The organism is Bacillus sp. FSL P2-0069 (assembly GCF_038593315.1).
Taxonomy (GTDB): Bacteria; Bacillota; Bacilli; order Bacillales; family Bacillaceae; genus Bacillus; species Bacillus safensis.
This window is the reverse complement of the sequence record NZ_CP151984.1, coordinates 3,445,856-3,465,586: the sequence shown is the minus strand read 5'-3', so window position 1 is coordinate 3,465,586 and position 19,731 is coordinate 3,445,856. Positions and strand designations below refer to the sequence as shown.

Sequence of the window (19,731 nt, the reverse complement as noted above, 5' to 3'; positions counted from 1 at the left end):
GGAGAAAAGGAGAATGACACTTGAATCCAAGTGAAGTAATAGAAGTAAGGAGCAGACCTTTTTTAAGAGTATGGGCATTCTTAGCAACGGGCGGCTTCGGTATCATCGGTATTTGGTTATTTTCAGAAGCTCTTACATTTGAATCGAACTATACATTGTTTTTATTTTTAGGCGGACTATTAGGTATTGTCTATGGCTGGATCTCCTTTTTGATGATTTTGCCTGCTTTTACGAAGAGGGGAAATGTGATTTTTCGCATTCAGCGCGGAGAGAATGGCGCTGTGCTGCATCGGGAGCGAACGATTCCTTTTCAAGATATTCAATCAATCGACATGCGCAGGCATCGTTACAGCATAAGAGGATTTCTTTTCATGGATGTGCTCATTCGGAAAGTAGATGGGAAATTGATCAAAATTCCGGCATACAGCATTTTAGATGAAGAAGTGTTTGAGCAGACCGTCAAACAGGAGATCTATCCATATTTACATCAGACAGCCCAAGAAAATTGGAGACAGCAGCATGGCCAAGGAAAAGAGAAGACCGACTAAGTTGTTTTTGTCAGAATTCCATAGGATGAGACGCCACTTTTTCGAAGAAATCGTGTATGATGTCAGTAAAGACTGAACACTCGAAAGAGGTGATGAGAGATGGATAAAGAGATGGTAATCGACCTCGTCACAGAACAAATGGCACGGATTCGAAAAGAAAAGGATTATACGCAGGATCGTATGGCGGAGGTACTTGGTCTATCGAAACGGCATCTACAGCAGGTTGAAAAAAACAGGCTGCGTCTCAACTGGACGCAATCCGCGGCCGTATGTGCATTATTCAGAGATAGTGACATTTTAAAAGGCACCCTGGGGGATGACCCGCTCGAGATTTTGGAAGTTGTGGCACATGATGAATTACATCTATCAGTAGAGCGTACGATTGGCGGCAAGGTTTGGTGGAGGACGTCTGTCAAAAAAGGCACGTTTCGCCTTCAGCAAAATGTACTTAGTCAGCATTACCGCATCTTAGATGAGGAGAACTATCGCTATTATAGTTCGTTTAATAAAGAAGAAGCGAAGCGGCGGCTAGAGGAATTAAGCCAGCTGTCTTCTCCATATTGAGATTGCAAAAGGAAAGAGAGGCATCTGTTTATAGGGTGCCTCTCTTTTCTGTGTTTATACTTTTAGAGTGTTTTTCGCCCGAATAAAGGCAACAAGCTGTTTGATTTCTTCTTCATTTAGGGGAACGCCGTCTACATAAATGGTTCCTTCTTTTGCTTCCGTCAGTTCAATTTTGATATCAGAGATTTTGCGTTGTATCTCTGGCTCGTCCGTTCTACCAAGTAAAAAATCAATGGACGTATCATACAAATCAGCCAGCAGCTTCACTGCTTCAAGCGAAGGTCGTCGGTACCCAGATTCGTAACCGGCATAGGTGCTTTTGGCGATACCTAGGCGATCTGCCGTATGCTGGAGAGACCATTTTTTCTTTTTTCTAAGGGTGGTTAAACGATCGAGTATCATACATGAACGCTCCTTTATTTACAACAACAGTATATCATATTTTGACATAGAATGTACGCGTTATGCGTAACAATTTCTTGATTAATTCGCGTTATGTGACTATAATGGCAATGAAGGTACGCGTAAAGCGTATATTATAGAATAGCACAAGCTAGCTTATAATATGTGTGACAAACGAAGTAATTTTACGAAAGAGGTGGACCTGTTGAAGAAATTATTGCTTTTAACGACTGGTGGGACGATTGCATCTGTAGAGAGTGAAAATGGTTTAGCTCCAGGTGTTAAAGCTGAGGATCTTTTGAGCTATTTAAACGAAATTAATGCAGAATATACAATGGACACAAAGTCCCTAATGAGTATAGATAGTACAAATATGCAGCCTGAATACTGGGTTGATATCGCAACAGCCATTTATGAGAATTATGATCAGTATGACGGGTTTGTCGTTACTCACGGAACCGATACAATGGCCTATACATCAGCAGCGCTGTCTTATATGCTGCAAAATCCTGATAAGCCGATCGTGATTACAGGTTCACAAATTCCGATTACTTTTAAGAAAACAGATGCGAAGAAAAACATCACAGATGCGATTCGCTTTGCATGTGACGGTGTTGGCGGCGTGTATGTCGTGTTTGATGGCAGGGTCATCCAAGGAACACGTGCGATCAAACTAAGAACGAAAAGCTACGATGCATTTGAAAGCATTAACTACCCATATATTGCATCAATTGAAAACCATCAAATTGAATACAATAGCAAAGTAAAAAGAACACCAATGAAACCGCTTAAATTAGATGCATCCTTGAACACAGATGTGTGTCTGTTAAAATTGCACCCAGGCCTGAAGCCCGAGTTTTTAGATGCAGTCAAAAGCATGTACAAAGGGGTTGTCATTGAAAGCTACGGCAGCGGCGGAATTCCTTTCGAAGGAAGAAACCTTTTAGAAAAGATTAACGAATTGCTGGAAGAAGGCATTTCTGTTGTCATCACCACTCAGTGTCTTGAAGAAGGAGAAGATATGAGTGTGTATGAGGTAGGACGCAAGATCAATCAAGAATTGGTGGCACGTTCAAGAAATATGAATACAGAAGCTATCGTGCCGAAATTGATGTGGGCACTAGGCAAAACAACAGATCCAAGAGAAGTCAAAAAGATTATGGAAACGCCAATCGCAGAAGATTTAGTGATTTAACTATTCTATAGAAAGCAGGTCATAAGAGATGGTTCAAGCAACTTATCGCTATGAGAAGGATTTTCTTGGTGAAAAAGAAATTCCAGCAGACGTGTATTATGGGGTTCAAACCCTTCGTGCAAAAGAGAATTTCCCGATTACAGGATATCGGATGCACGAGGAACTAATCAGAGCCTTTGCCATCGTGAAAAAAGCAGCAGCTCAAGCCAATATGGAAGTTGGACGTTTATATGAGGGAATTGGAAATGCCATCGTTCAAGCGTCTGATGAAGTCATTGAAGGCAAGCTGCACGAGTACTTTATTGTCGACCCAATTCAAGGCGGCGCAGGAACGTCCATGAATATGAATGCCAATGAAGTGATTGGAAACAGAGCACTAGAAATCATGGGACATCAAAAGGGAGAATACATCCATTTAAGCCCAAACACACATGTGAACATGTCGCAATCAACGAATGATTCATTCCCAACGGCGATCCACATTGCTGTGCTCAAGCAGTTAGATATTCTGCTTGAAACGATGCAAGTCATGCAGGACGTCTTTCAAAAGAAAGCGAAAGAATTCGATCATGTGATCAAAATGGGACGTACGCACCTTCAGGATGCTGTTCCAATCCGTTTGGGACAGGAATTTGAAGCTTACAGCCGCGTGCTGAGCCGTGATATTAAGCGGATCAACCAATCAAAACAGCATTTATATGAAGTCAATATGGGTGCAACAGCAGTTGGGACAGGCTTAAACGCAGATCCTCGTTATATTGAAATCGTGGTGAAGAAGCTCGCTGATATATCTGGTCTTCCTCTTGTAGGCGCAGAGCATCTTGTGGATGCAACGCAAAATACAGATGCTTACACAGAAGTATCCGCCGCTTTAAAAGTATGTATGATGAACATGTCTAAGATTGCCAATGACCTTCGCTTAATGGCATCTGGTCCGCGCGCAGGTCTTGCTGAAATCGCATTGCCAGCCCGCCAGCCTGGATCATCTATCATGCCTGGGAAAGTCAATCCAGTCATGGCAGAGCTCATTAACCAAATCGCATTCCAAGTCATTGGGAACGACCACACGATCTGTCTTGCTTCTGAAGCAGGCCAGCTTGAGTTAAATGTGATGGAGCCTGTTCTGGTCTTTAACTTGCTTCAATCTATTAGTATAATGAATAACGGATTCCGCTCATTCACAGATCATTGCTTAGCGGACATTGAAGCAAATGAAATACGTTTGAAAGAATATGTAGAAAAAAGTGCAGGCGTGATCACTGCCGTGAACCCTCACTTAGGCTATGAAGCAGCCGCTAGAATTGCAAGAGAAGCCATTTTAACAGGACAATCGATCAGAGATCTTTGCTTGCAGTACGATGTTTTAACGGAAGAAGAACTTGATATTATCTTAAATCCATTCGAGATGACAAAGCCTGGCATTGCAGGTGCAGAGCTCCTAGAGCGATAATAATATCAAAAATTTTATTTTATTAATATGTGGAATTGCCTGTGAAAAAGAGAAAAACAGGCAATTCACTTTCTTTCGAATTGACACACTTTTTTCACAATATTTTGAAAACGCTTAACGCACGCACAAAGGGAGGAAACAACATTGAAATCACCACGTCTACCATCTATTTTAGAAGTCGTAGCTGTACTTGGCTTGTTTTTAGCGATTGTTTTATCTTTTACTCTTTACTTCAAATTAGATATTCAGTTAGCATTGTTTATCTCATGGTTTATGGTTATTGCTTTAGGTATTCGATTGGGGCATTCATACAAAGATCTTCAAAACGCCATTACAAAAGGGATATCGAATGGTCTAGAGGCTGTTTTGATTTTAATTGCTGTAGGTGCACTTGTTGGAACATGGATTGCCGGCGGAGTGGTACCCACATTAATTTATTATGGACTGGAATTTATTCATCCTAATATTTTCTTACTAGCTACACTGATTATCTGTTCCATTATGTCTGTTGCTACAGGAACATCATGGGGGACAGTTGGAACCGCAGGTATTGCCATGATAGCGATTGGTGAAGGTTTGGGAATTCCATTACCTATCGTGGCTGGTGCTGTTTTATCTGGAGCTTATTTTGGCGATAAGTTATCTCCTTTATCTGATAGTACTGTGCTTGCTTCCTCACTTTCAAAAGTGGACGTGCTCGCACATGTTAGAGCAATGATGGTCTTATCCATACCTGCATTTGTCATAACTGCTATTATGTTTACAATTACCGGGTTTATGTATGGCGGAAAAAATATTGATCAAGGAAAAGTAGAGTTTTTGAAACAAGCACTGCAAGATACATTCACGATTAATATTTGGATGATCATTCCGGCGCTTATTGTTGTGCTATTACTTGTCTTGAAAAAGCCTTCAATGCCTGTTATTGCGATTGGTGCGCTTCTTGGCGCAGTTTGGGCAATGGCATTCCAAGGAATGAATCCAGCCGATGCACTTGGTACAGCTTATAATGGTTTCTCTATTAATTCAGATGTAGAATTCTTAAATACATTGTTAAACCGCGGTGGTATCGTTAATATGTTAGGGTCTCTAGTGGTTATTATCCTGGGACTTGGCTTCGGTGGAGTACTTGAATATTTAGGCGTATTAAAAGTTATCGTCGCGACATTTGAGAAAAAATTACATAATGCAGGGAATGTAACGCTGTCTACACTCGTTGTTGCGTTCTTCGCCAATATCTTTGGCTGTGCGATGTATGTATCGTTAATCCTTACACCAAAAATTATGGAAAAGAGCTACGATAAATTAAAGTTAGACAGACGAGTTTTATCCAGAAACTCTGAGGTCGGTGGTACGCTTACGTCTGGTATGGTTCCATGGTCAGATAACGGTATTTACATGGCAGGAATTCTTGGCGTATCGACATTCTCTTATTTACCATTTATGTGGTTAAGCTTTGTCGCCATTGGTCTTGCGATCATTTACGGATATACGGGTAAATTCATTTGGTACGTGAAAGATCAACAAGAAAGAGAAGAATCGGCCTCATAAGCCGTTTGCAAAAGCCGCTCCTGAACGGGGGCGGCTTTGTTTGTCCTAGGACTGTGAGACTATATGTGGCATATAACAAACGAACAGGAATTTAGACCTCCAATAAAAGAGGTCGAAAGGGGTGGTGTAAAGCAGAATGAAAGCATATTTATCCCATAAAAAGGGCACAAATCCCTATTCAAACATGAGTCTTTGAACCTTATAATAACAATATTGGAAAAAGTGCTATTCACCTTACGCTCGTTTAGAGGGACTCTAAGCAGCGTTTTTATTTTTGGACAGGAGGAGGAACCCATATGAGCTTATCGGATATGCTGTCTGCCCTTAACGGTGGCATTTCAAATAAAAAAGCAGAAATTGAAGAGAAAATTGCTCGACTCAAAAAGGCGAAAAGCAAGGTTGAACGTGAACAAGATGCGGCAGAAACAGATTTAAAGCAAATCAAGCAGCCAAAGCTTGGGACCTCTTGGAAAGGTGAGCGAAGCCAGGATTTCAAAACAGACCGAAATGAAGCACATGATGCGCTGCAAACAATCGTGAACGATAAATACCCACGCTACGTGAGCCGCATCGAATTCAAAATCAGTACATTAGAAGCAGAACAAGCTGCGTTATCCTTTGCCAGTTCCTTAGCTGGAGACGCCGCACGTCTTGCTGAAAAAGGAGAAGACGCAGTAGAGGACGCAAAACGCTTGATCTCAAAAGCATGGAGCAGCTTGTAAGAGAGCGTCATGCTGAACAAATCTGGAGGAAATCACAATGGGACAAATTAAGTTAAACTACCAAACAGTCATGGATAAACTAGATGAAGTCTCCCAAGCCGTAGAAGCTTTAGCGATGAAAAAAGCAGCAGATAAAGCGGGTGAAAACAGCCTTGAATTTGTAACTAAGTGGACGGCACGTGAAAGAGAAGTGAGCGAAATGGTCTCAAGCTTTAAAGAAGCCTTAATTAAAAATGTTCAGGATACACGTTCTAACGTGAAAACATTAAAAGAACAAGACGAAGCGATTGCTGCAAAATAATCAGCACACTCGCTTTTATTTATAGGTACATTTAACGCGGTGTATAATTATAGTCTTAAAGACTCATATTAAATTAGGGGTGTAAGACCTTGTATTATTCCGTTTTTCTTCCAAATGCGTCACTAAAAGGACACCTTTTCCCTATTTAAGGCTGAGGCTTTTCGCCTTATACTATACTTAATGAAAGCAAAACGATAGAAATATCAGGATTGGAAAAATCATGTGATTCGTTGGTTTCCAAAGGCGCTCACGCCATGCTTTCGTATGAGGTCAGATAGAGGTGGATGACATGAGTTTATCCGAGATGCTGCACCATCTGCATATGGGAATTGAGAACAAACGTGCAGAATTTGACGAAATGATCTCTCGGTTAAAGACAGCCAAAAGCAATATTCAAACAGAACAAGATCTTGCCCAGTCAGATATCAAAGAAATCAAGAAGCCTGCACTAGATTCGTCATGGAAAGGCAAGAGAGGGACCGACTTTCATCGCCATCGGAAAGACGCTTACAGCGTGATGCATGACATCGTCAACAATGAATATGAAAAATATATAACAGAGATTGATCAAAAAATCTTACACTTTGAATTGAAAAAAATGGAGCTGGCCGTAGCCAGTAATTTTGCAGGAAGAGCTCAGGACGTGATGGAAAAGGGCGAGGATTTTGCAAAGGATGTTAAACATTTGATTGAACGGGGCTGGAAAGCTCTTTAAAACCATAAATGAAACAGCCGACTCATAAAAGGGCGGCTGTTTTTTTGTTTAATCACATCCACCACCGCCGCTGTCGCCTGAATCACTCCCACAGGAGGCATCAGAAGCGTGATGGGTATACGAATCAGTATAAGTGCTTGTCGTTGAGCTATGATGTGCAGAACGCTTAGCAGATGCACGTTTATCCTTTGGTGTGAACAAGCTGGCAACGATGGCTCCTAAAGAAGCTAATATGATAATGACAACAAACATAAAAGTACCCATAATGCATCCCTCCTCTAGTTTCATATTCATACGAATGAGCCATATCAAGGTTCCCGATTTGAAAGAAATACTGGGCAAAGAGTTCTATTTTCGTTTATGATGATAGGCAAAAGTAAATGCCAAGGGAGGAGAGCCCATGCTATCTCTACGTCAGGAGGAGCTTTTGAAACGATTGATGCAAGCGGAGCAGGAACTGACAAGTGAAGAAATTGCCCGTGTGATCGGAGTCACATCACGAACTATTCGAACAGATATGAAAGCGCTTAAAGAGATCTTAGAAGAACATGGTGCCGCACTGCATATTAAACGCGGGGCAGGGTATACATTGAGCGTTGAAGATTATGGAGCATTTCGTACATTTTTGAAAAAGTCACTGAGAGATAGGAATGAGAAAAAGGAACCGTTCATTCCCAATCAGCCTGAGGACCGTGTGGCTTATCTATTGAAAAGGCTGCTTCTGTCAGAAGACTATATCAAATTAGAGGGATTGGCAGAGGAATTATTTGTGAGTGAATCTACAGTGAAAAATGATTTGAAAGCTGTCAGGCACTTGTTTTCATTGCATGGACTTTCTATATCGCACCGGCCTAAATATGGAATGCGTCTGACAGGCGATGAAATGAAATTAAGATATTGTATGGCAGAGCATGTGTTTCAGCAGGAGCACGCGAACGCTGCACTGTTACCTGAAGAAACTTATCAATTGATTCAGGACATCGTGCGTTCACGTACAAAAGCCACCGGACTTCATCTATCAGAAATCGGTTTAAGTAATTTAGTAACCCACATTGCTATCGCATGCAAACGAATTGAAGAAAAAAAGCTGGTCAAGATGCCAGAAGCGGAATTGAGAGAAATTCAAGTGCAGCCAGTTTTCCAGGTAGCTCAACAAATGGCTGAAGATATTCGCTGCGTATTATCGATTGATTTTCCGCTATCAGAAATGGCGTACATCGCGATTCACTTAATGGGGGCAAAGATGATGGCATATGGAGAGGCTGGCCATACGCTATTTCATCTGCTGGACGAAGATCATTTTCGTTTCACTCACCAATTGCTTGCTTATGTAGAGGAGCACATGTCACTTGATATTCAGTTTGATAAGGAGCTGATCGTTGGTTTAAGTCTTCATTTGCGTTCAGCCATTCATCGTTTTAGATACGATATGAACATCCGAAATCCTTATTTACCAGACATTAAAAGGTATTATCCCATTGCGTTTGAGGCGGGTGTTTATATGGGCAGATGGCTGAAGGAAAAAGAGGGTGTTGAGATTCCTGAGGATGAAATCGGATATTTGGCACTTCATATTGGGGCTGCAATCGAGCGGACAAAATCACAGCATGTGAGAAAGACATGTCTTATTGTGTGTGCGACGGGTGTCGCCAGCAGTCAGCTTCTTCTTCATAAGCTCACGGCGGCTTTTAGCGGAAGGCTGGAGATCGCTGGAACTGCAAGTGTCGGGGAACTTCCTTCGTATGATTTGAGAAGCATTGATTTTATTATTAGTACCATTCCGCTTCAGAATACATTGCCGGTGCCAGTAATTGATGTACATACGATTCTAAGTGACGATGATATTGTACGGCTGAAACGATTTGTGAAGAATTCACAGGATACAGGAGTTTTGCGGTATGTGAGTCCGGCGCTGACATTTTTTCAGCAAGATCTCCAATCAAGGGAAGAGGTTCTTCAATTTTTCGTGAACGTGCTAAAGGAGCAGCATCGAATCCCAGACGAGTTTGAACAATTATTGCTAGAAAGAGAGCAAGTGTCACCCACATCTTTCGGTCATTTGGTTGCGATTCCTCATCCAATTAAGCCGGCAACTGATGACACATTTTGTGCGATCTGTACGTTGAAAAAGCCGGTGCTGTGGGGAGAAGATCGAGTACAAGTCGTATGCTTGTTAAGCATCCAGAAGACGTATCAAAAAGAATTACAGTCGCTTTATCAATTTCTTGTGCGGCTGACAGAACGGAAGGAAGTGGTGGAACAGCTCATCAAAGCCGCTTCATTTGAAGAACTGACAGCTGCGCTTCAAGTATTGGAGCATCCAAATGAAAAAACGCGGCACCCATTTCCGCATCTGTGAGGAAAAAGATTAGATGTTAATGAAAGCGCTTTTAAAATAACATCAAAAAGGAGGATGATCACGAGTTTTTGCAAAGGGGGAGACGGATCATGAGCTTCAAGGAGAAAGCGGCAGATGTCATGGGGCATGTGGCTTATCGCATCACCAACCAGAAATATATTATGGCGATTAAACAGGCATTTGTCACACTGATGCCGATCATCATTACAGGAGCTTTTGCTGTACTGGTGGCGAATATGATCATGAGCCCGGAAACAGGGCTTGCTCATTTTGAGATATTCAGGTTTTTAGCAGAGCTTCAGCCTATTATGAAGGCAATCAATTATGCCACACTGAACTTTTTAACCATTGGGGCTGTGTTCCTCATTGGGATTGAGCTTGGGAAAATCAACGGTCACAAGTCTCTGTTCCCAGGATTGATGGCATTGATTTCATTTATATCTGTTATTCCAACGACACTTCTTCTTGAAGTCGATGGATCGATGCGTGAGGTTGTTGACGTGTTGGCAAGACAATTTTCTGATCCAAAAAGCTTATTTTTAGGGATGATCATTGCGATCGTATCTGTGGAGATTTTTTGTAAGCTGACCGAGGTGAAATGGCTGCAAATCAAGATGCCGGATTCGGTTCCGTCGAATGTGGCAACGTCTTTTTCGTCACTTTTCCCATCGATCATTACAATTACAATCATTAGCTCATTTGGCTTTGCATTTCACCGGTTGACAGGCATTTATCTGCATGAAGCAGTGTATAACGTGGTGCAGCGTCCGTTAGAAAGTGTTGTACAGGGGCTGCCTGGGATTTTAACGTTGATGTTTGTGGCGCAATTTTTCTGGGTGATCGGCATTCATGGCAACCAGATGATTAAGCCGATCCGGGAGCCGCTCTTATTAGGATCGATTGCAGTGAATATGACAGCATTTCAAGAGGGAAAAGAGATCCCGAATATCATCACGATGCCGTTTTGGGATGTGTATATGAGCATCGGTGGTTCAGGTGTGACCATTGGTCTTTTGATTGCGATTTTTATTGCTGGGAGAAGGGAAGAGATGCGAAGCATTGCCAAGCTCTCATCTGGACCCGGACTGTTCAACATCAATGAACCCGTTATTTTTGGATTACCTGTGATGCTAAACCCTGTGATGGCGATCCCATTTATCGTCACGCCCCTTGTGACAGGTACGATTGGGTATATTGCGACGGCTACAGGATTCGCTGGAAAAGCGGTCGTGATGGTGCCATGGACGACACCGCCGCTTGTAAATGCATGGCTGTCCACCGCTGGCAGTATGGGCGCTGTCATCACACAGCTTATCTGTATTGTGGTTGCTGTTTTCATCTATTTACCGTTTGTTCTCTTGTCTAACCGCAAGCCAGAAGCAGCACCAGATTCAGAATAAACATTCAGACGAAGAAAAGGGAGGCGGCGACATGAACAGAATTGAGATTCCAAGTGATTTTATCCTAGGTGCTGCGGCTTCTGCTTGGCAGACCGAGGGATGGAAGGGAAAGCGGGCGCATCAGGACTCGTACATCGACTTATGGTATAAGGAAGGATATCACGTGTGGCACGAAGGCTATGGTCCTGCTGGTGCGACAAACTTTTACGAGCGCTACCCTGAAGATGTAGCCTTAATGAAAGAGATTGGGCTGACACATTACAGGACATCGATCAATTGGTCGAGGTTTCTCATAGATTACGAGAATGGGATAGTGGATGAGGCCTATGCTCGTTACATTGATGATCTGATCAATGAATTAATCGCAGCAGGTGTAGAGCCGATGTTTTGCTTAGAGCACTATGAACTTCCTGCTGTTTTGCTTGAGAAGTACGGCGGATGGTCATCAAAGCATGTTGTCGAGCTGTTTGTTCTCTATGCAGAAAAGGTGTTTGAACGCTACGGAGACCGAGTCAAGCATTGGTTTAGTTTTAATGAACCGATTGTTGTTCAGACACGTGTTTATCTAGATGCGATACGATATCCGTTTGAGCAAAATACGAAGAAATGGATGCAGTGGAACTATCATAAAGCGCTGGCAACAGCAAAAGTGGTGAAGCTGTTTCAGGAGATGGGTTTGAAGGAATCGGCAGGAGCCAAAATCGGCGTGATTCTCAATCCAGAAGTGACGTATGCAAGATCGTCTGCTCCCCATGACCAAGAAGCGGCACGTATGTATGACTTGTTTTTTAATCGAGTGTTCCTAGATCCTTCCATCAAAGGGGAGTATCCAGAGGAACTGATCGATGTGTTGAAAAAGCATGATATTCTTTTCGATTCCACAGAGGAAGAGCTTCAGATCATCAAGAATCATACGGTGGATGTTGTTGGGCTTAACTTGTACTATCCGCATCGTGTCAAGGCACCGAGTAAGGCTTGGAACGAAGGGACGCCTTTTCATCCATCCTATTATTACGATATGTTTGAGCTTCCAGGGAGAAAAATGAATCCTTTCAGAGGCTGGGAAATCTACCCGAAGATTGTCTATGATATGGGGATGAGAATAAAAGAAGAATACGGAAATATTGAGTGGTTTGTGGCCGAAAATGGCATGGGTGTAGAAAAGGAAGAACGGTTTAAAACTGAAGACGGTATCATTGATGATCAGTATCGCATTTCATTTATCAGCCAGCATTTGAAACGGGCACTTCAAGCGAAAGCAGAAGGATCAAATTGCACAGGCTATATGCTTTGGGCATTTACAGACAATGTATCGCCGATGAATGCCTTTAAAAACCGCTACGGATTAGTCGAAATCCAGCTGGAGAATGAACGAAATCGTCAGCTGAAAGCATCTGCGTATTGGTACCAGACGTTAATCAAAACAAGGGAACTGCAGGTTGAAACAGAAGTCATTTATCAATAGGAGTGATGAGAAATGAAACGAATCATTCTCGCTTGTGCAGCAGGAATGTCAACGTCTATTGTGGTGTCCAAAATGAAGGCTGCCGCAGAAGCTAAAGGGCTGGATTACTATATTTATGCTATACCTGAAGGAGCCATTGCAGATGAACTAGAAGAGCATGGAGAGGATGTACAGGCGATTTTACTTGGACCGCAAGTAAGCTTTATGAAAAAAGCAGCTGAAAAAACGGCGGCTCCCTATCAAATACCTGTCGATGTCGTCAATGTAAGATTATACGGAACAGCAAACGGAGAAAAAATTCTAGAGCATGCACTGAAACTAGTAAATGAATCTTGAATAATTGGAGGAGAAGCAGATGACGGTATTAGAGGAAATGCAGGGAGCAGCCTTTCAAATCATTGCCCATGCAGGCGAGGCAAGAAGTCATTATGTAGAAGCGATTCGTCTAGCAAGAGCGGATGATTTTGAAAAAGCGCAGCAGTTGATCGAAAAAGGGGAGGAAGCGTTTCGAAGCATCCACAACCTGCATCTGTCGCTGATTCAAAAAGAAGCGGCAGGTGAACAGCTTCCTTTTTCTTTACTGCTCATACACGCAGAAGATCAAATGCTCACAACAGAGACCATTCATCTGCTCGCCATCGAAATGATCGAAATGTGTAAAAAAATGAATACCCTGTCAAAATAGTTGTCAATGAATAACCAATTTCTGTTATAATCATTCGGTAGATAAAGAGAAAGCAGGATTGGTGAATGAAGAAAACATGTATGCTGATGACGATTGGTCTTATGCTGCTGCTCATTTCGGGCTGTATGGGAATGAAGGAGCAGGCGGGAGGAAGCCAGCAAGTCATCAAAGAGGAAAAGGGTCGATTACAAACAAAAGACATTCAGCAGAAAAAAGAAACGGCAGTGATAGAGACAAAAAGCTGGATAAAGCAAAAGGAGCCGGTCGAGCTTCCGATTTTGATGTATCATAGTATCTCAAGCGGCAACTCGTTACGTGTGCCAAAGAGCGAATTTGCAACTCATATGAAATGGCTGAAGGACAACGACTATGTCACACTGTCGCCAGAAGAGGTGTACCGCGTTTTCACAACAAATTCGATGCCAAGTAAGAAGAGTGTCCTCATTACATTTGATGATGGATATACGGATAACTATACAAAGGCATTTCCGATTTTAAAGCAGTATGAAATGAAAGCAACGATTTTCATGATTGAGCAATCCATTGGCCGTCCAAATCACTTAACGGATGAGCAAATGGACGAGATGATGGCACATGGGATATCGATTGAGAGTCATACGATTCATCATTTAGAGCTCAATCGATTATCAAAGCAGCAGCAGGAAGAGGAGTTAAAAGGATCAAAGACATTCTTCGATCAGCGATTTTCTCAGCGTACGAGAATGGTCAGCTATCCTGTCGGGCGCTATAATGAAGAGACGTTGAAGCTGGCGAAGGAAGCCGGATATCAAATGGCTGTCACCACTGAACCAGGACATGCGAAGAAGGAACAAGGCATGATGTCATTGCACCGCGTCCGTATTTCACCGGGACTTTCACCAGAAAGCTTTGGCAGGCTGGTAGAAGGGAAGTAACGATCAATGTTTCACATGAAACATTTTTCGCCAAGTTTCACCAAAATGAATCACCGCCCATACACCTTGACATGATATGTCTTGGTTTCAACTGTTATTATAAGAGACACTTAGATAGACAGAACTTTCATTACCAGGGGAGTTCTGTTTTTTAAAATTGTCATTCAAACCCTACATCGTAAGAAACACCTCAATGAAAGACTCAAAGTATCAAGCCCGCCAATGAAGTGAGAATCAAATATTGCTCAGCAACGCAAAACTTAAGAAACCCTACATAGAAAAACCAATTGAGAAAAGAAAGAAAGAAGGAATATGTCAAACTTTTTTGGAATCGACCATGTTCAACTAGCTGCCCCAAAAGGCAGTGAAGAGAAAGCTCGTTTGTTTTTTGGCAAAATTTTAGGGATGAAAGAAATACCTAAGCCTAGTAATCTAGCTAAACGCGGAGGTGTCTGGTTCCAATGCGGTCATCATCAGCTTCACATTGGCATTCAGGAACATTTTCAAGCTGCAAAGAAAGCTCATCCAGCTTTTCTTGTAAAGAGTCTATCGGAATTAAAAGAAGCATTATTGAAGCATCACATTCGTATAAGAGAAGATGAGCCATTGGAGGGAGTCAATCGGTTTTATGTAGAAGATCCTTTTGGGAATCGAATTGAGTTTTTAGAGAGAAGAGACTAGAAGACAAAAAGAAGGCTGTTGAGGAAATCTCGACAGCCTGTTTGTTATTGATAAACGGGATAGCCCGTTATTTTAATATCTTTTCCGATTGGTTCCACGGTGAGTTGATCCAGTTCAATGGCATCACTCATGAGGCGTATGCCTTCGCCTCCGAAAAAGGAAGGGGAAAGTCGTCCTCCAATGAGCTTAGGCGCCATATAGATGACGAGTTTATCTACCAGCTGCTGCTCTAAGAATGAGGCGTTAATCTGGCCGCCGCCTTCAATCATGAGAGAGGAGATATTTTTTTCTCCCAGCACTTGAAGCACTTCTTTCAGGGGCACCCGCGTGTCGCTGTCTGTCATGAAGACACGGACGCCAGCTTCTTCTAAAGCCGCTCGTTTTTCCTTATCGGCTTGCTTTGTTGTAAAGATCCATGTAGGTGCCATCTGATCCGTGACGATCTTTGCTGTCAGTGGTGTTGACAGCTTAGAGTCTAAGACAATTCGAATCGGATTATTCCCATTTGGAATCCGCGCAGTTAATGAAGGATCATCGTGAATGACGGTTTGAGCACCGACCAAAATCGCATCATTGATACTGCGGATATGGTGAGCGTCATAACGGGATGTCTCAGATGTAATCCACTTGCTGTCAGACGTGGCAGAGGCGATTTTTCCATCTAAGGTAATGCCTGCTTTGAGCGTCACAAAAGGTGTTTTTTTCGTAATAAAGTGATTAAATACTTCATTCATCAGAATGGATTCTTGTTCAAGTACGCCCGTGATGACTTGAATGCCTGCGTCTTGTAAAATGGCAATCCCGCGGCCAGCGACAAGCGGATTCGGATCAAGTGCTGCCACGACAACAGTTTCGACGCCGGCTTTTACAAGTGCTTCCGCGCAAGGGCCTGTGCGTCCATGGTGGGAACAAGGCTCGAGGGTCACATAAATAGTGGCTCCTTTTGCTTTGTCTCCGGCCATGTTGAGTGCATGAATTTCAGCATGTGGTTCACCGGCTTTCATATGAGCACCGACTCCAACAATTTCATTCTCTCGCACAATCACAGCCCCGACGAGCGGGTTCGGAGATGTCTGACCTTTCATTGCCCGTGCATTATCAAGGGCTAGCTTCATATATCGCTCATGATGTGGCAATCGTACGCACCTCTTGCTCCGCCTTCATGTGACCTGAGCGGTTGATTTTTGTCTGCAAGTATTTTTCGTTAAATTCAGAGACATCTCCCCAAAGCGGAATGCGTCCAGAAAGAGATAAACCTGCATGGCTGATCGCATCTGTCTTTTTCGGATTATTGGTAATGAGTCTGACTGGCTTTGTACGAAGTGTTTGAAGAACGGCAATGGCTTCTTCATATTGACGTGTGTCATCTTCAAAACCAAGTGCTTCGTTCGCTTCTACTGTATCGTAGCCGTTTTCTTGAAGAATATAAGCCATGGCTTTACTGAAAAGACCAATGCCGCGGCCTTCATGATTGGCTAAGTAAAACAGGGCTCCTGCCCCATTGTCCTCGATCATTCGCATAGACTGCTTCAATTGGAATCCGCAGTCGCAGCGCTTGCTTCCGAAAATATCGCCAGTGTGGCAAATGGAATGCATGCGGATAAGGGCTTCGTCAGCTTGCTCAAAATCCCCGTATACTAGAACGCTTGACTGCTGATGATCAGCAAGCTGGCGGGACGAGAGGCTTTCAATTAAAGCTTCATCTGACAATGGCTCTCTTCCATCGTCTTTTAACCATGAATACCAGTTGAACATGACAGTTCTGCCGTCTAAATTCACTGGCAGTTTAATGGGTCCAGTGATATATATATACCCGTCTTCTTGCTGTACTCGTTTGATTTTATCTTTTAATATGGCTGTTTTAAGCTCTGTGTGTTTGTCCATATTCTGCACCTTCTTTTTAGTCTGTTTCTTCAATCTGTAAACGAACGAGAACGCCAAATGGATCAACAAATTCGCTGCTTTTTCCTGTCGTGTTGACTTGAGTGCCTGCTTTTGTCAGGCGTTCGATGACGGATTGTCTGTCTGCTTCTTCTGGGAAAACCAGTGTATAGCTTCTAATTCCTGAAAAACGTGGATCAATGGCTCCTTTTCGTCCGCGTCCCCATGCATTAAAGGCAAGGTGGTGGTGGTACACACCAGCAGCGATAAATACGCTTGCTGGTGGAGCCATTCGGATATGAAAACCGAGCGTATTGACATAAAAGGAATCTGCTTCTTCTGGGTTGAGATGGAAATGCAAGTGTCCCATCACTGTGCCCGCAGGGAGTCCTTCCCATGTGGTATCAGCGGCTTCCTGCAGAAGTCCATCTCCATCAAGCGGTGCATTTCCGCCACCTTTCAGTTCTCCATGCTCACCTACCCAAATGTCCTCAGGACGGTCAGCATAAATTTCTACGCCAATGCCGTCAGGATCACTTAAATAAATGGCTTCACTGAAAAAGTGATCGCTTGCTCCAATTAAAGGATAGCCTTTTTTGATCACATGTGCCAGCCATGTGCCCAGGTTTTTTCTGGTAGGTAATAAAACAGCAAAGTGATAAAGTCCTGGCTCATGATCAGGCTTCTCTTTGAGCTGTGCATCTTCTTTTAACAAAAGAATCGGTTCCTTTGCATTGCTGCCAAGTGTCACCGTGGAATCTGTTTTTTCTAATATAGTAAATCCTAAAATGTCTGTATAAAAAGGTAAAGAACGATCAAAGCTGGATACATGTAATTCTGTCACACCCAACCTTAGCTGCTCAATTGTCTTCAAGCTCGGTCATCTCCTTCATGATATATGCATCGGCATGTTCAAATGTTTTTGAAAATCTATAAAAAATGAATACCTTGTTACTTTTAGTAACTAAACTATATAATAGTTAGTGACTTATTTCAAGTAATTAATTATGTTATAATGAAAAAAAGAGAAAAAAGCAGGAGGGAGTAAGATATGGCTCAAGTAGATGGCTGCCCAATTACAGATGCCATGGAGATTCTAGGCAAGAAGTGGGTCATTCTCATCATCAATCAGCTTCTGACAGGGCCTAAGCGTTTTTGTCAGCTTGAAAATGAAATGAACATCAGCGGAAGATTACTATCAGAAAGGCTGAAGGATTTAGAAGCTGAGGGACTTGTTGAGAAAAAAGTATATCCCGACATTCCAGTGCGGATAGAATACGAATTAACAGTGCAAGGAAAGAAAACTGAACCGATTATTCGTGAAATGTATGCATGGTCTTTAGAGCGTAAAAACAGCAAAATAGAGGAACATGTTCCTTCTTAATCGATTTCGATCAGTGTGTCTGATCGAAATTTTTTTGTGTGATTTTCCAGAAAACTAAGACAATAGTATGAAAAATGATATTGACAATTATTTCACCCATTATATAATATCAAGGAGAAGAGGGTTCTTTTCCCTGTAATGGAATGGAGGTTATGCCATGGTATTATGAATGGGACAGATTGCCTAAAACTCTTATCCATCCATCATTTAGAAGCAGACATCTTTGACTTTAGGAAGCAAAGATTTATTTTTTCAACTCAATTGATAATGATTATCATAATCATCTATAAGTGTGTTCCAGCACTTATGAAGGTTATTTTTTTTATTGTCTATTGAGAATAATTATCAATATCATTTAGGAGGGCTCACATGAAAGTCATTCGTTCAACGTCACCCGTATTATTATTCCTTAGTTTTGTTCTATTATTTGCTCTAGCTCCTGTTAGCTCAGCCTCAGCAGCTGGCTTAGCAGATGGTCAATATTCAGCGCAATATGTGGTATGGAAAGCTGATAGCGATTCGAATTCAACAGCGAATACGTATTTCGAAAAACCAGCCAAGCTTGTCGTAAAGGATGGAAAAATCAAAGCGCAAGTCACGTTAACGAATAGCTCTTGGATCACCAGCTTTAAAACGCTCGATCAAGGTGTCTATAAAGATGCGAAGGTGATCAGTACAAATACAGCTGCGAATAAGAGAACAGTAGAATTCAATGTGAACAGCCTGACTGAGGCCGTACCAGCAAAAGTGAGTGTGACTGTACCGGCTATCGGATATACAGGCAATTACGACATTCGCCTCAAGTTTGATGCGGCATCTGTTCAATAGAAAGGGAGGAAATTCGCTTGATGAAAAAAAGAATGAGGCTGTCAGTCTTCATGGCGGTTTTTTTACTGGCACTTATGCTGCCTTTTTCAAACGCACAGGCTGCCGCATTAAAGGATGGTACATACTCCGTCAATTATACAGTGCTAAAAGCTGAAGGAAATGCGGTCTCAATGGCAAATGATTACTGGCTAAAACCAGCAAAAGTGATAGCGAAAAATGGGAACCTGACAATACAAATGACAATTAAAAATAGTAGCTGGGTAACGGAATTTAAAGTACCGGGAAATGGCGGCTATGTCGATACAACCGTTCTCTCAACAAATAAAAAAGCCAATACAAGGCTCGTTCAGTTCCAAGCTCAAAGCTTGTCTAAACCAATCAAGTCAAAAATTCATGTCACTGTGAAATCTGCTGATTATGATCATGATTACACCATTCAGCTGAAATTCGATGAAAGCAGCATCAAGTCACTTTCGTCTAACAATGCAAATCAATCAGCGGGTGCAGCAGAAAGTCAGCAGCCATCAAAAGAATCAACGAACAAAGCTGATTCATCCACAACGAAACAAGAAGAAAATCCTCAAACTGGTGATACAAGCCAGACAGGGTGGCTCCTTGTGCTTGTCTTATGTTCAGGCGGGTTTTTAGCAAGAAAGTGGATCATCAAGCATTAACGGAAGGAAGTG

General features: G+C 42.3%; 23 protein-coding genes. 18 read left to right on the top strand and 5 right to left on the bottom strand.

Going from position 1 to position 19,731, the window contains the following annotated elements:
- Positions 1 to 20 precede the first annotated feature (20 nt).
- Complete coding sequence (locus tag NSQ34_RS17790; RefSeq protein ID WP_254001494.1) at positions 21 to 548, top strand: YfjD family protein; 528 nt, start codon at positions 21 to 23, stop codon at positions 546 to 548.
- Positions 549 to 647: 99 nt separating this feature from the next.
- A complete protein-coding gene (locus NSQ34_RS17785) occupies positions 648 to 1,112 on the top strand; it encodes a helix-turn-helix transcriptional regulator (protein WP_024423909.1) in 465 nt (154 codons plus the stop codon).
- Between the two features lie 54 nt (positions 1,113 to 1,166).
- On the opposite strand, the gene NSQ34_RS17780 is transcribed toward NSQ34_RS17785, so the two are convergent.
- Complete coding sequence (locus NSQ34_RS17780; RefSeq protein ID WP_065214960.1) at positions 1,167 to 1,514, bottom strand: helix-turn-helix transcriptional regulator; 348 nt, start codon at positions 1,512 to 1,514, stop codon at positions 1,167 to 1,169.
- Positions 1,515 to 1,719: 205 nt separating this feature from the next.
- On the opposite strand from NSQ34_RS17780, the gene NSQ34_RS17775 reads away from it, so the two are divergent.
- The 6 genes from NSQ34_RS17775 (at position 1,720) to NSQ34_RS17750 (ending at position 7,448) form a co-directional block, all read left to right on the top strand.
- Positions 1,720 to 2,709: an asparaginase gene (locus NSQ34_RS17775; protein ID WP_024427527.1), complete on the top strand. Its 990-nt coding sequence runs from the start codon at positions 1,720 to 1,722 to the stop codon at positions 2,707 to 2,709.
- A 28-nt stretch (positions 2,710 to 2,737) separates the two neighbouring features.
- The gene (gene aspA / locus NSQ34_RS17770) at positions 2,738 to 4,159 is read left to right on the top strand and encodes an aspartate ammonia-lyase (RefSeq protein ID WP_024423908.1); all 1,422 of its coding nucleotides are present in this window, start codon (positions 2,738 to 2,740) and stop codon (positions 4,157 to 4,159) included.
- Positions 4,160 to 4,303: 144 nt separating this feature from the next.
- Positions 4,304 to 5,710 carry a Na+/H+ antiporter NhaC gene (gene nhaC, locus NSQ34_RS17765; RefSeq protein WP_034281362.1) on the top strand — a complete coding sequence of 469 codons (1,407 nt, stop codon included), beginning with the start codon at positions 4,304 to 4,306 and terminating at the stop codon, positions 5,708 to 5,710.
- Between the two features lie 296 nt (positions 5,711 to 6,006).
- A complete protein-coding gene (locus tag NSQ34_RS17760) occupies positions 6,007 to 6,432 on the top strand; it encodes a DUF5082 family protein (RefSeq protein WP_041118256.1) in 426 nt (141 codons plus the stop codon).
- A gap of 37 nt (positions 6,433 to 6,469) precedes the next feature.
- A complete protein-coding gene (locus NSQ34_RS17755) occupies positions 6,470 to 6,733 on the top strand; it encodes a YwqI/YxiC family protein (RefSeq protein ID WP_034281361.1) in 264 nt (87 codons plus the stop codon).
- A 289-nt stretch (positions 6,734 to 7,022) separates the two neighbouring features.
- Positions 7,023 to 7,448 (top strand): DUF5082 family protein, encoded by a 426-nt coding sequence (locus NSQ34_RS17750; RefSeq protein WP_254001493.1) that lies wholly within the window; start codon positions 7,023 to 7,025, stop codon positions 7,446 to 7,448.
- A 48-nt stretch (positions 7,449 to 7,496) separates the two neighbouring features.
- On the opposite strand, the gene NSQ34_RS17745 is transcribed toward NSQ34_RS17750, so the two are convergent.
- Complete coding sequence (locus NSQ34_RS17745) at positions 7,497 to 7,712, bottom strand: hypothetical protein (RefSeq protein WP_254001492.1); 216 nt, start codon at positions 7,710 to 7,712, stop codon at positions 7,497 to 7,499.
- Positions 7,713 to 7,848: 136 nt separating this feature from the next.
- Here NSQ34_RS17745 and NSQ34_RS17740 point away from each other — a divergent pair, with 136 nt between their 5' ends.
- The 7 genes from NSQ34_RS17740 to NSQ34_RS17710 all read left to right on the top strand — a co-directional run bounded on the left by NSQ34_RS17740 (position 7,849) and on the right by NSQ34_RS17710 (position 14,952).
- On the top strand, positions 7,849 to 9,807 hold the full coding sequence (locus NSQ34_RS17740; protein WP_254001491.1) for a BglG family transcription antiterminator: 1,959 nt from the start codon (positions 7,849 to 7,851) through the stop codon (positions 9,805 to 9,807).
- Between the two features lie 89 nt (positions 9,808 to 9,896).
- A complete protein-coding gene (locus NSQ34_RS17735) occupies positions 9,897 to 11,207 on the top strand; it encodes a PTS transporter subunit EIIC (protein WP_061110267.1) in 1,311 nt (436 codons plus the stop codon).
- A 31-nt stretch (positions 11,208 to 11,238) separates the two neighbouring features.
- Complete coding sequence (locus NSQ34_RS17730) at positions 11,239 to 12,672, top strand: glycoside hydrolase family 1 protein (protein ID WP_041118248.1); 1,434 nt, start codon at positions 11,239 to 11,241, stop codon at positions 12,670 to 12,672.
- A 12-nt stretch (positions 12,673 to 12,684) separates the two neighbouring features.
- Complete coding sequence (locus NSQ34_RS17725) at positions 12,685 to 13,008, top strand: PTS sugar transporter subunit IIB (protein ID WP_254001490.1); 324 nt, start codon at positions 12,685 to 12,687, stop codon at positions 13,006 to 13,008.
- Between the two features lie 19 nt (positions 13,009 to 13,027).
- A complete protein-coding gene (locus NSQ34_RS17720) occupies positions 13,028 to 13,357 on the top strand; it encodes a PTS lactose/cellobiose transporter subunit IIA (protein ID WP_024423898.1) in 330 nt (109 codons plus the stop codon).
- Between the two features lie 80 nt (positions 13,358 to 13,437).
- Entirely contained in the window at positions 13,438 to 14,271 is an 834-nt protein-coding gene (locus tag NSQ34_RS17715) for a polysaccharide deacetylase family protein (RefSeq protein WP_254001750.1), read from the top strand.
- A 312-nt stretch (positions 14,272 to 14,583) separates the two neighbouring features.
- Complete coding sequence (locus NSQ34_RS17710) at positions 14,584 to 14,952, top strand: VOC family protein (RefSeq protein WP_254001489.1); 369 nt, start codon at positions 14,584 to 14,586, stop codon at positions 14,950 to 14,952.
- Positions 14,953 to 14,996: 44 nt separating this feature from the next.
- Here the strand turns inward: NSQ34_RS17710 and ribD are convergent, their stop codons facing one another.
- Genes ribD through NSQ34_RS17695 form a run of 3 tightly spaced genes read right to left on the bottom strand, consistent with a single transcriptional unit; the run spans position 14,997 to position 17,707 of the window.
- Complete coding sequence (gene ribD / locus NSQ34_RS17705; protein ID WP_254001488.1) at positions 14,997 to 16,088, bottom strand: bifunctional diaminohydroxyphosphoribosylaminopyrimidine deaminase/5-amino-6-(5-phosphoribosylamino)uracil reductase RibD; 1,092 nt, start codon at positions 16,086 to 16,088, stop codon at positions 14,997 to 14,999.
- On the bottom strand, positions 16,075 to 16,836 hold the full coding sequence (locus NSQ34_RS17700; protein ID WP_034281353.1) for a GTP cyclohydrolase II: 762 nt from the start codon (positions 16,834 to 16,836) through the stop codon (positions 16,075 to 16,077). Before NSQ34_RS17700 ends, ribD begins: the two co-directional genes overlap by 14 nt.
- Positions 16,837 to 16,852: 16 nt before the next feature.
- Positions 16,853 to 17,707: a VOC family protein gene (locus tag NSQ34_RS17695; protein ID WP_254001487.1), complete on the bottom strand. Its 855-nt coding sequence runs from the start codon at positions 17,705 to 17,707 to the stop codon at positions 16,853 to 16,855.
- Between the two features lie 177 nt (positions 17,708 to 17,884).
- Here NSQ34_RS17695 and NSQ34_RS17690 point away from each other — a divergent pair, with 177 nt between their 5' ends.
- The 3 genes from NSQ34_RS17690 (at position 17,885) to isdC (ending at position 19,719) form a co-directional block, all read left to right on the top strand.
- Positions 17,885 to 18,217 carry a helix-turn-helix domain-containing protein gene (locus NSQ34_RS17690; protein WP_034281352.1) on the top strand — a complete coding sequence of 111 codons (333 nt, stop codon included), beginning with the start codon at positions 17,885 to 17,887 and terminating at the stop codon, positions 18,215 to 18,217.
- Positions 18,218 to 18,586: 369 nt separating this feature from the next.
- Positions 18,587 to 19,045: an NEAT domain-containing protein gene (locus tag NSQ34_RS17685; protein ID WP_254001486.1), complete on the top strand. Its 459-nt coding sequence runs from the start codon at positions 18,587 to 18,589 to the stop codon at positions 19,043 to 19,045.
- Positions 19,046 to 19,065: 20 nt separating this feature from the next.
- Complete coding sequence (isdC, locus tag NSQ34_RS17680; protein WP_046312772.1) at positions 19,066 to 19,719, top strand: heme uptake protein IsdC; 654 nt, start codon at positions 19,066 to 19,068, stop codon at positions 19,717 to 19,719.
- The last annotated feature ends 12 nt before the right edge of the window (positions 19,720 to 19,731 follow it).